The following is a 12393-nucleotide window of genomic DNA, read 5'->3' on the forward strand; positions in this document are numbered from 1 at the left end:
AGTAAAATGGTTTCGTTTTTTATTATTTTGTGCAATTTTTATCATAGATAAAGGGCACTATTTAAGAAATTTTGGGAATTTTTGAAAATTATTCAAAAATAAATTCATTTTTGAATTAAAATAGTATTATGAAGAATCTAGCTAATCAATTAAGACCGCAAAATCTTGATGATATTATTGGTCAAAAAAATGTTATTGATCTATTAAAAACTGTAGTCAAAAACCATATTCTTTCTAGCTTTATCTTTTTTGGAGAAGCAGGAACTGGTAAAACATCAACTGCTAATGCATTAGCAAATGAACTAGAACTAAAGCATGCAACTTTTAATGCAAGTGTTGGTTCTAAAAATGAGTTAGTAAAACTTTTACAAGAAAACGATGTTGTGATTATTGATGAAATTCATAGACTAAACATTGATAAACAAGATATTTTGCTTTCATATTTAGAGTATGACAAAGTTATAGTTTATGCAACTACTACTGAAAATCCTTACTTTAGAGTTAATCCAGCTTTAAGAAGTAGAATGCAAATCTTGCAATTTACAAAACTAAGCGAAGAAGATCTGTTTAAAGGCATCAAAATGAATATCACAAAGCATTTTCCGGATTTGATTATAGATGATGATACTATTAAGCAATTTGTGAAAATTTCTAATGGTGATTATCGTTCTTGTCTTAACAATTTACAGATGCTAGCATTAATTCATAAAAAGGACAAAGTCACTTTAGAAGATATCAAAAAGATATTGCCTAACATGACTTTCTATAGCGATTTTAACTCAAGTGCCCATTACAATAACCTTTCTGCTTTCCATAAATCTTTAAGAGGTTCAGATGTAGATGCAGCTTTATATTACGGATCATTAATTACAAAAACTGGAGATTTCCAAGGATTATTTAGAAGATTATTATGCTGTGCTTATGAAGATGTTGGACTAGCTGATCCAACACTACCACAAAAAATTCATATCGCTTTAGAAGATGTAGAAAGACTAGGATTTCCAGAAGCTAACCTGCCTATTACATATGCAATTATTATGGTGGCTTTAGCGAAGAAAAGCAACACAGTTTATAAATCATTAACAAATGTTAGCTCATTTATAGACCAAGGAAATGTTTATGAAGTACCTAAACATTTAAGAGATTCTCATTATAGTTCAGCTGCAAAATTAGGCGATGGAATAAATTATAAATACCCACACGATTATCCTTATTCCATTGTAAAACAGAACTATTTGCCAAAAGTAATACAAAATAAAAAGTTCTTTAATTATTCAGATAATGATAATCGTAAGTTTATTGATTATTATCTACAATTACAAGAAATCAAAGGAGACAAAGATGAGTAAAATAGATATCGATTGAGATGCAATTAAAACTTTTGAAGAATTTAAACTCGTTAAAAATAAGATATATTCAAAAGATAGTGAATTTGCACAATTACAAAATCAAATTAGAACAGCTTCGCCAGAAGAAAGAAAAGCAATCGGTCAAAAAATGACTGAAATCAAAAATTATTATGAATCAAAATTAAAAGAAGTTGAACACAGACTTGAAAGAATGAAAGTTGATGAATTAATCAACAAAGAATTTATTGATGTAACTAAACCTGTTAAAAATATTGGTTCATTACACCCTATCTCATTAATCGAACAAAGATTAAGAGAATGATTTACTCAAAATGGATATTTTGAAAGTTTTGGTGGTGAAATTGTTGATGATGAATACAACTTTACACGTTTAAACATTCCAGAAAGTCACCCAGCTAGAGCAATGCATGATTCATTATATATAAATAGTAAATTATTGCTTAGAACACATAACACTGGTATAACTGCTGTTGAATTAGAAAAAAATGCTAATATGCCTATGAACAACTTCGCTATTGGTAAAGTATATAGAAATGATGAAGATGATGCTACTCACTCACACCAATTTACACAATTAGATTTTGTTAGTGTTCGAAAAGTTAGCTTCCCAAACTTAATTTGAACTTTAAAATCACTTCTCTCATATGTTTTTGAAGAAGACTTAGATTTAAGATTAAGACCAAGTTATTTCCCATTTACTGAACCTAGTGTTGAAGTAGATATTAACTATAAAGGTAAATGAATTGAAGTATTAGGAGCTGGTATGCTTCACCCTGAAGTTATGAAGAGAGCTGGTTATAATACTAAGAAATTTAATGGATTTGCTGCCGGTATTGGTATTGAACGTTTAACAATGATTAAGTACGGAATTAAAGACATTAGAGAACTTTACAAAAATGATCTAAGAACTCTTACACAATTTAAAAATGAAAACTAAATTTTTTAATTTTATAGAAGCAGAAAAACAAAAACCTTACTTTCAAGAATTAATTTCAAAAATTAAACACGAAAGTATGAACCATTTAGTTTTGCCTGCTGAAGATAAAGTTTTTGAATGTTTTAAATATTTTGAACCTGAAGAAACAAAAGTTATTATCATTAGTCAAGACCCATATGCAACTAAAGGTGTAGCTGATGGCTTAGCATTTAGTACTCAAAAGACAATTTGCCCAAAAAGCCTACAAAACATTATTAAAGAGATAAAAAGAGATTATCCAAATGCCAAGGTTAAAACAAATAGTTTAGTATCTTGAGCTAAGCAAAAAGTGTTATTGCTTAATACAACTTTAACAGTTAATGAAAATCAACCTAATAGTCATAAAACTTTCGGTTGAAAAATCTTTGTTAATAATGTTTTGGATTATATAGCTACTAATAACCAAAAATTTATATTGGTATTATGAGGCAATGAAGCATTAAATAATATGAAATCTTTCATTAAAAGAAATCATATTTCTGAAGAAAGAATCATTTATGCTTCACATCCTTCGCCTTTAGCAAATATAAAAATCAATGATAAGTCATTTGTAGGTTCACATATGTTTAAAAGAATAAATGATTTATTAGACGAAAAAATTAATTTCGATCTAAGAAAGGAATAAACATGTTAATTTCATTAAGAGAATTAAATAAACTTATACCTAATAGAACACTTGATGTTTCAATTGAAAAAGACATCAATAATTTAGGCTATGAAGTTGAATCAGTAACTAAGTTTTCAAATGTGCAAGGTGTTAAATTTGGAAAAATTGTTGATGTTCAAAAAAATCCTAATAGTAAAACATTAAACATTGTAACTTTACAAACTAATAAAGGTATTAAAACCATCCAAACAACAGCCTCTAATCCATGTGTGGGTTATTATACTGTTTACTTCCCTGTGGGTTCAACAATTGGTGATATTACAATTGGCGAAAAAGAAATGGCTGGCGTTGTTTCTGAAGGCATGATGGCTGGTTTTAGTGAATTAGGTTTCAACCCAGATTGCTTACCTTTTGATCCCGATGGCATTGTTTTATTGAACGATCCGAAAATTGCGCTAGATTTAGATCCAATGGAATTCTTAGGTTTAAACGACTACATTATTGATATTACTTTACCAGCAAATAGACCTGATGCAAATAGTTATTATGTACTTGCTAGAGAACTAGCTGCATTCTATAAAACTAAATTCCAATGACCAAATTATAATTCGGACATTAACAGCTTACACTTTAAGAGTAAACTTAAAGTTGCTAGAAAAGACGCTACTGAATTAGCTTTCCTTGAAAGTAAAATTACAAATAATGAAACTTCAATTCAAGATATTTTATTCTTAGCTAAACATAATTATTCAGCTAAAGGTATTTATTCAATCGATATTACAAACTATGTTTTAATTATGACTGGTACTCCAGCACACGTTTATGATAAAAGCACTTTTGACGGTCACATCTCATGTTCAACATATACTGGTGAAGTTAAACTTTTAGGTAATAAAGTTGTACATGTTGAAAATGTGCTAGCTATTAAAGATTTAAGAAAAGTGCTTTCATTAGCATGTGTAATGGGTTGTGAAGATACTTCGGTAACTAAAGATACTATTAACGTTGCTTTTGAAATTGGTGTATTTGATCCACTTAAAATTAAAAGTGCTGCTAAACAAATTAAAATTGATTCAAACTCGTCAATTCAAGGTGCAAAAGGTGTTAAAGATTACATGTGTTATAATGCTATCTTATTCCTTAAACACAAATTGAGTGAAGATAACCAATTAACAAGTCAAATTATTAATTTACCTAAACCTAAAAAAGGAACCTCAGTTCTTAAAAACCGTAGAAAACTTGCAATTTATGCTAACTATGAATTAAAGGACTTAAAACTATTCAAAGATACTGAAGCAGCTCTTACTGCCTTAGGTTTTAAAATTAATAAAAATAGAATTATTGCTCCAGAATATAGAAGTGATATTAAAACATATGAAGATGTAATTGAAGAATACTTCAGATTTTATGGTTATTCAAAATTCAAACCAGTTGCTCCATTCTTAGAACCATTTAAAATTAATCACCAAGGTAATAACAAAAATTGATTTAAAGCAATGGGCTACAATGAAATTAGAACATTCACTTTAGTAAGTCATGAAAATAACTTATTAAATCCATTTAATTTTGCTTCATCAGTTGCTCTTCAAACATTCGTTTCAAAAGAAAGAGAAGTAGTTAGAAACTCAATAATTACTTCAATGCTTGAAAGTGCTGAATACAACCTTAAGAGAAAAATGAACACAATCAATTTCTTTGAAACTGGTATGATTAACAACAACAATTTCGTATATGGTTTAGTTTCAAATACTAAAACATTTGATGAAATGAAACAAGACATTTGCAACTTCTTAAGTGATTTAGAATTAACCTTTGTGCCATTTAAAGACAATGAAAATGTACATCCAAATGTATCTGCTAAAATTTACTGAAAAGACAATTTTATAGGTTGATTAGGAAAAGTACACCCATCAATTTCTAAACTAGATTTATGAGTAGCTGAATTCGTAAATGTTCATGAAAATCATTTTATTCAATTCACTCCTTATGATCCAAGTCCATTAAAAACTATTGACTTGACATTTGAATTAAATGCTAAAGAAAATATCCAAGTTAAAATTCTAGAAATAAATAAAGTTAGTGAAACATTTGAAATTAAACAAATTGACGAATTCAAACATGATGATAAAAGAAATGTTACATTACGTATTACTGGAACTAATGAACAAATCAATTTAATTAACGAACACTTTAATAAATAGTTGAGGTAATAATTATGTACAAAAAAATTAAATTAGATGATATTGAAATCCAAAATGCTATTAATGCCGAAGTAGATAGACAAAATACTCACATTGAATTAATCGCATCTGAAAACTATGTTAGTGAAGATGCGCTTAAAGCAACTGGTAGCATTCTTACTAATAAATATGGAGAAGGCTATCCATATAAAAGATATTATGGTGGTTGCGAAAATGTTGATGTTATAGAAACCTTAGCAATTGAAAGACTTAAAAAATTATTTGGTGTTAAGTTCGCTAATGTTCAACCATATTCAGGCTCAGTTGCTAACGCTGCCGCTCTTGCTTCAGTTGCAAAAGCTGGAGACAAAATTATGGGTTTAAGTTTATCAAGTGGCGGTCACTTAACTCATGGTTTTAAAATTAGCTTTAGTGGAATCTTTTATAACTCAGTATCATATGATGTTGATGAAAATGGATTTTTAGATTATGAAGCTATTAAAGAATTAGCTATTAAAGAAAAACCAAAAGTTATCATTTGCGGTTATTCTGCTTATCCAAGAATTGTTGATTTTGCTAAATTTAGAGAAATAGCTGATGCTTGTGGAGCAATTTTGATGGCTGATATAGCTCACATTTCAGGTTTAATTATTGGTGGTGTTCACCCTTCACCAGTTGGTTATGCTGATATTATTACATCTACAACTCATAAAACATTAAGAGGTGCTCGTGGTGGGGTTATTATGACTAATGATCCTGAAATCGCTAAAAAAGTTGATAGATGAGTATTTCCGGGATATCAAGGCGGACCATTATTCCATGTAATAGCTGGTAAAGCAGTAGCTTTTGGTGAAGCTTTAAAACCAAGCTTCAAAAAATATGCTGCCCAAATAATTAAAAACGCTAAAGTATTTGCTAAAGCATTTTTAGATAGAGGCTGTTCAATTGTAACTGGTGGTACTGATAACCATTTATTTACAATTGATGTTAATAAAACTTATGGCATTACTGGATTAGAAGCTGAAAAATTACTAGGTGAATTTAATATTACTGTTAATAAAAATACAGTTCCATTTGATACACTTAGTCCTTCAATTACATCAGGTATTAGAATTGGTGTTCCAGCCATGACTTCAAGAAACTTTACAAAATGAGAAGAACTAGCTGAAATTATTCATACCATTTTAACTAATTACCATAGATTTGCTAATAAAGAAAAAGAAGCAAAAAAAGAAATTAGCGAACTTAAAAAACAAGTTAAAAATCTTTCAAAAGAATTTCCAATTATTGCAAAATACTAAGGAAAGGAGATGATATGAGTAATGAATACTTTAAATATTTATATCCAGAAATAACACCTTATGAAACTGGTTATCTTACAACTAAAGATAATTTACACAAAATTTATTATGAAGTTTGTGGAAATCCAAATGGTGAACCTGTACTATATGTACATGGTGGACCTGGTGGTGGAATTAGTGAACCATGCAGACGTTATTTTGACCCAAAGTTCTATAAAATAGTATTATTTGACCAAAGGGGATGCGGAAAAAGTACTCCATCAATGTCGCTTGAAAATAATGAAACTATGTTTCTTGTTCAAGATATGGAGCAACTTAGAGAACATTTAAAAATTAAAAAATGAACACTCTTTGGAGGTTCATGAGGTTCATCATTATCATTAATTTATGCTATTAATCATCCTGATAGAGTTAATAATTTAGTATTAAGAGGTGTATTTTTAGTAAGAAAACAAGATATTGATTGACTTTATCAAGATGGATCTAATTATTTCAACCCAATTGACTTTGAAAGATACCAAAGCATTGTACCAGTTGAAAAACGTAATAACATGGTGGCTGCTTACCATGAACTTATGCACTCAAAAGATGAAAAAATTAGATCAAGAGCTTTAATTGAATGATGTAGATGAGAAGCAATTAATGTTCAATTAAAAGATAATCATTTTGACGAAAACGACGATTTAAAAGGCACATACGAAATCGCCTTAATAGAAAATCATTACTTCTTTAATAATAGTTTTATTGAAGAAAATTACATTTTAAATAATGTAGATAAAATTACAAACATTCCAACATTTATTGTACATGGTAGATATGATTTGATTTGCTGGCCTATTGATGCTTACTTATTACATAAAGCATTAAATAAATCAGAACTCTACTATATTCAAGATGCTGGGCATACACAAAGGGAAGTAGGTACAACAAAACAATTAGTTGAAATTACAAATCAAATTAGAGATAAGATTTTAGCTAAATAGTTTTGCAAAATTAACATGAAAAACATTAGAAAAGATTTCAATCTAGCAAATAAAATTACATATTTGGATAACGCTGCATTAGTTTTAAAACCTAATGTAGCTATTGAAGCGTCTAATGATTTTTATATGAATTATTCAGTAAGCACAAGAACATCTGATTCACCATTAGGCATTAAAATGGCTCAAACAATTGATGAAGTTAGAAATAAGATTGCTAAATTAGTTGATGCTAAAGAAGATGAAGTTCTATTCACTTCAGGCACAACCGATTCATTAAATAAAATTGCCTTAATGCTTAAGCCATTAATAAATAAGGATGATGAAATCTTATTAAGTGCTTATAATCACTCATCTAATTTTGCTCCATGAATTGAAATTGCAAATGAATGTGGAGCTAAAATTGTAGTTGCTGAAGACTTAATAAGCAAAATTAATTCAAAAACTAAAATTGTAGCTTACGCACAAATGAATAATTCATTCAATGTTAAAATTGACCCTAACCTTTTATATAAAACAGCTAAGAAATTTGACGCAATTGTAATTAATGATGCCGCTCAAGCTATTTCATATGAAAAAGTATCATTAACTAATTGCGATGTTATAGCTTTTAGTGCTAACAAACTATATGGACCAACTGGATTAGGTGCTTTAGTTATTAAAGATTCATTATTAAAACAACTTAAGCCTTCAACGTTTGGTGGTGGAGCAGTTGCTGAAATTAATAATCAAAATCACTTAACCTTACAGTGTGGAATTAAAATGTTCGAGCCCGGCACTCAAAACTTAGCTGGTATTTATATGTTTAATAAATCTTTAGATTATTTTATGAATGAGTTAAATTATGCTGATATTCAAGCATATTTAAAATCATTAAGCAATTATGCTTACAAAGAATTATCTAAAGTTCCAAACATTAAAATTTATTCAGAACCTAATGATCACATCATTTTGTTCAATATCAAAAATATAAATTCACAAGATGTGGCTCATTATTTAGGCATGCATGATGTCTATGTAAGAGCTGGTGTATTTTGTGCTCAATATCTTAAGAACTTTAAGAATGATTATTCATTCGTTAGAATATCATTAGCTCCTTATAATAATAAGGAAGATATTGATAAATTAACTAAATTACTTAAAGAAGGAGGTGATTTCCTTGTCTTATAATAACATGCAAAAAAGAGATATTATTATGTCTCACTATCTAAATCCTTCCTTCAAAAAAGAAGAGATTGAAAACAAAATAGTTAAGCATGGTGAAACATGTGCTGACTATTTAGAATTTGAATATGAAGTTAAAGATAATAAAATTGCAAACATCCATTTTAATGGAAAAGGTTGTGCATTTTTCATAGCTTCAACTGACATATTATGTTCATATTTGGAAGGTATGAAAATTGATGAATTGCCTTGTTTTATAGAAAAATATGAAAAATTACTTAATGGTGAAATTACTGATCAAAAAGAACTGGAAGAACTTGGTGAGTTGGCTGTTTTTGATAATGTTAAACAGCATTATAATCGTTTGAATTGTGCTTTAATGTTAATTAAATCTCTTAAAGAAAGAACTCAAAATGAAAAATAGAAAGCTAATATTTCATATTGATTTTGACTCATATTTTGTAAGTGCTCATCGTTCTACTAATATTTTTCTAAAGCATAAACCAGTAGCTGTTTCGCACAAGCCATCTAACTCGATTGTTTCAAGTATTTCTTATGAGTTAAAAAATAAAAAAGTTAAAGTAGGTACTCCAAAATATTTAGTTGAAAGAGTTGAACCAGATACTATTTTTGTTGAACCGGATTTTAATTTATACATCACGCTTTCAAATAAAATTTTTGAATACATAGCAAAAGTGTTTAGTAAAAACATTGAAGTTTATTCAATTGATGAATGTTGGTTAGATGTAACCGAAGAAACAAAAGATCTTAATGTATTTGCTTTCGCCCGTGAAATTCAACAAAAAATTTTATTCGAATATGATATTCCGGTTTCAATTGGTATTTCGCATACCAAATGATTAGCTAAAATGGCAACAGGACTTAAAAAACCTTTTGGGATTAATTATATTGATACTTTTGAAGATGTGAAAAATACAATTTATCCTTTACCAATTGAAGAATATTTTGGAATTGGCAAATCACTTGCTGCAAAACTTAAAAAAGTTGGTATAAATACAATTGGAGATTTAGCAACATCAAGCTTAACAAATCCAGATTTATATAAAATTTTTCGTTCTAGATTAAAAAGCTATATTGATGATCCTAATGGCGAAGGTTCAGATAAATTAACTTATGAACATAACGAGTTAAAAGGTATTGGTAATGAAGTTACATTTTCAGCAGGCGCTCTAGATAATAGACATGATATCTATGCAACATTAAAAATGCTTGCAAATAAAGTTGCGTTAAGAGCACAAAATAGAACCAAAGTTGCTAAAACTATTTCAATAGTTGTAAGAAGCGTTGAAAAAGCTTGAAAAAGTAAACAACATATTTTAGAAATGCCCACAAATGATGAAGCAGTTTTTTATGACAAAGCTGTTGATTTATTTGAAAGTGTTTGAAAAGAAGAACCTATAAAAGGAATAGGCATTAGACTTACAAATTTAATTAGTGAATTTGATGTCTTTAGACAATTAACAATATTTGAAGATGATTTGCCACAACAACCAAGCAAAAATAAAGTTGACAACATCATCGATAAAGTAAATAAAAAATTACATAAAAAAGCATTAAAAACAGGGTACCAAGTTTTAAGAGAAAATACAGCAAAAGGTATCCAAAGTCGATATATTCAAGATGACCTTAAAAAGTCATAGAAGAGGTAAATATGAGAATTGGTTTGTTTGGTGGATCATTTAATCCAGTACATAATGGGCACATTAAAATTGCTGAATATGCCTATAAAACACTTAAATTAGATAAAATATATTTTATTCCGGCGGCAAAAAATCCATTCAAAAAAGATGATAAGATAGCATCAAGTGAACATAGACTTGATATGTTAAATCTTGCTCTTAAAAATTTTAATGGTAATGCTGAAGTATCATTATTTGAAATTAAAAGAGGGGGAGTAAGTTATACATTTGAAACAATTAGATATTTCAAACAACAATTCCCTAATGATGAATTATTCTTTATAATGGGTTCTGATCTACTTCCAAAATTTAATAAATGAGAATATGCTGATGAAATTACACAAACAGCAAAATTTGTGGTTTATAAAAGAAGTCAAAATATCAACAAGCTTAATGCAAAAAAATACAATATGATGATTATAAATAATCCATTATATGAAGAATCTTCAACTGCGATAAGAGAAGGGAACCTCTCATATACTCCAGAAAGTGTGAATGAATATATTGGCAAAAACTTTTTATATGCTAAAGAAATCATACATTCATTATTAAGTGCTAAAAGAGCAAAACATTGCGTGGCCGCTGGTGAATTTGCTGCAGAATTAGCAAAAACCGTGAAATATGATGCAAAAGTTGCTTATTATGTCGGTTTATTCCATGATGTATGTAAAGAATTAAGTGAAGAAGACTCAAGAGCGTTTATAGCTCAATTTGACAAAAATGCCTATAATAAAGTAATATTCCCAAAACATAAACTTCATCAAATTTGTGGCGCTTTATGAGTTAAATATATTTATATGAATAATAACGATGATATCTATCATGCTATAAAAGTTCATACAACATTAGATTTAGAACTTAATACATTAGATAAAATAATCTTTATTGCTGATAAAATATGCGATGGAAGAGCATTTGAAGGGGTTCAAAAGCTAAGAAAACTAGTTTTAGAGGACTTTAATGAAGGATTTAAAGCGGTTGTTAAAAGAGCTTATGACTTTAATATTAATAAAGGAGTCACTTTTGATAAAGAACAAGAAGAAATTTATCAAAAATGAATGAAATAATGAATGAAAAAATAAGATTACAAAAACTAATTTCAATGGTGGGTTTTTGTTCTAGAAGAAGAGCAGAAGAATTGATAAGTCAAGGCAGAGTTTTGCTCAATAAAAACGTTGCAAAATTAGGTGATAAAGCAGATCAAAATGATGAAATTAAAATTGATGGAAAACTCATAAATTTAACTAAACCAAATTTCCTTTATTACCTATTAAACAAGCCTAAACAAACAATTTCGACTGTCAAGGATCCATTAAAAAGAACCACTGTTGTAGACCTTATTGACACCAATGAAAAGATAGTTCCAGTAGGTAGATTAGACTACAATACAACAGGCGTTTTATTACTCACAAATGATAATGAATTAGTTAATAAATTAACTCATCCAAAGTATGAAATTGAAAGAACTTATCGTGTTAGAATAGATGAACCATTAACTTTAAAAGAATTTAAAGAAATTAATAAGCCTGTATTAGTAAATGGTAAGTATTCTAACCAAATTGTTGATCAAGTTGACACAAAAAGTTACTTAGTTACACTACATGTGGGCTCATATCACCATGTTAAAGAACTTTTTAAGGTATTTAATAGAAAAGTTTTAGGCTTGAAAAGAATTTCATATGCAAATCTAACGGTTGAAAAGCTTCCTGAAGGTGCATATCGTGAATTAACTTTAAAAGAATTAAAAGATTTGAAAACAATTATTGCTAAAAATGAAGCAAAAATCAAACAAAATAATGAATAAATTGATGCTTTTTCGATAAAAGCATTTTTTTATAATTTTGCTGTTTTGTAGTGAAATTTGGAGAACTTTAATAATTGCAAGCAGATTGACTGTAAAACGGAAAAAGTGAGTTTTTGCACAAAAAACGTTAAAAAATAAACTTTTTAATTATTTTGTATCAAAATAAAAACATGTATAATTAAATTGATATTCAAATGAATATCAGAAAAAACGACTTATGATATGTGTGGTGGTATAGCCAAAAATAATGATTGAATAATCTAGTGGTTCTCTTTTTTAATTTTCTTCCATCCCTTTTCTGAAAAATCTAA

At 28.4% G+C, this 12393-nt stretch carries 11 protein-coding genes; all 11 read left to right on the forward strand.

Annotation, left to right across the window (positions count from 1 at the left end; all coding sequences use genetic code 4):
* Nucleotides 1–128: 128 nt before the first annotated feature.
* From ACJA22_RS04045 to ACJA22_RS04095, 11 genes are read left to right on the forward strand one after another with little or no spacing between them, the layout of a single operon-like run.
* On the forward strand, nucleotides 129–1349 hold the full coding sequence (locus ACJA22_RS04045) for an AAA family ATPase (protein WP_406616975.1): 1221 nt from the start codon (nucleotides 129–131) through the stop codon (nucleotides 1347–1349).
* Entirely contained in the window at nucleotides 1342–2307 is a 966-nt protein-coding gene (gene pheS, locus ACJA22_RS04050; protein WP_406616976.1) for a phenylalanine--tRNA ligase subunit alpha, read from the forward strand. The genes ACJA22_RS04045 and pheS overlap by 8 nt, the downstream gene beginning before the upstream one ends.
* Nucleotides 2297–2971 carry a uracil-DNA glycosylase gene (locus tag ACJA22_RS04055; protein WP_406616977.1) on the forward strand — a complete coding sequence of 225 codons (675 nt, stop codon included), beginning with the start codon at nucleotides 2297–2299 and terminating at the stop codon, nucleotides 2969–2971. The genes pheS and ACJA22_RS04055 overlap by 11 nt, the downstream gene beginning before the upstream one ends.
* A 2-nt stretch (nucleotides 2972–2973) precedes the next feature.
* On the forward strand, nucleotides 2974–5154 hold the full coding sequence (locus ACJA22_RS04060) for a phenylalanine--tRNA ligase subunit beta (protein WP_406616978.1): 2181 nt from the start codon (nucleotides 2974–2976) through the stop codon (nucleotides 5152–5154).
* A gap of 14 nt (nucleotides 5155–5168) precedes the next feature.
* Entirely contained in the window at nucleotides 5169–6434 is a 1266-nt protein-coding gene (gene glyA / locus ACJA22_RS04065) for a serine hydroxymethyltransferase (RefSeq protein ID WP_406616979.1), read from the forward strand.
* A gap of 14 nt (nucleotides 6435–6448) precedes the next feature.
* Nucleotides 6449–7417, forward strand: coding sequence for a prolyl aminopeptidase (pip, locus tag ACJA22_RS04070; protein ID WP_406616981.1), 969 nt, complete (start codon nucleotides 6449–6451; stop codon nucleotides 7415–7417).
* Nucleotides 7418–7432: 15 nt separating this feature from the next.
* Entirely contained in the window at nucleotides 7433–8584 is a 1152-nt protein-coding gene (locus tag ACJA22_RS04075; RefSeq protein ID WP_406616982.1) for an aminotransferase class V-fold PLP-dependent enzyme, read from the forward strand.
* Nucleotides 8565–9002 carry an iron-sulfur cluster assembly scaffold protein gene (locus tag ACJA22_RS04080; RefSeq protein ID WP_406616983.1) on the forward strand — a complete coding sequence of 146 codons (438 nt, stop codon included), beginning with the start codon at nucleotides 8565–8567 and terminating at the stop codon, nucleotides 9000–9002. Before ACJA22_RS04075 ends, ACJA22_RS04080 begins: the two co-directional genes overlap by 20 nt.
* Nucleotides 8992–10239 (forward strand): Y-family DNA polymerase, encoded by a 1248-nt coding sequence (locus ACJA22_RS04085; protein ID WP_406616984.1) that lies wholly within the window; start codon nucleotides 8992–8994, stop codon nucleotides 10237–10239. Before ACJA22_RS04080 ends, ACJA22_RS04085 begins: the two co-directional genes overlap by 11 nt.
* 11 nt (nucleotides 10240–10250) lie before the next feature.
* Nucleotides 10251–11345: a nicotinate-nucleotide adenylyltransferase gene (locus tag ACJA22_RS04090; RefSeq protein ID WP_406616985.1), complete on the forward strand. Its 1095-nt coding sequence runs from the start codon at nucleotides 10251–10253 to the stop codon at nucleotides 11343–11345.
* The gene (locus ACJA22_RS04095) at nucleotides 11333–12082 is read left to right on the forward strand and encodes a pseudouridine synthase (protein ID WP_406616986.1); all 750 of its coding nucleotides are present in this window, start codon (nucleotides 11333–11335) and stop codon (nucleotides 12080–12082) included. Before ACJA22_RS04090 ends, ACJA22_RS04095 begins: the two co-directional genes overlap by 13 nt.
* Nucleotides 12083–12393 lie beyond the last annotated feature (311 nt).

It is taken from the genome of Mycoplasmopsis adleri (assembly GCF_045276205.1).
In the GTDB taxonomy this organism is placed as follows: domain Bacteria; phylum Bacillota_I; class Bacilli_A; order Mycoplasmatales; family Metamycoplasmataceae; genus Mycoplasmopsis; species Mycoplasmopsis adleri.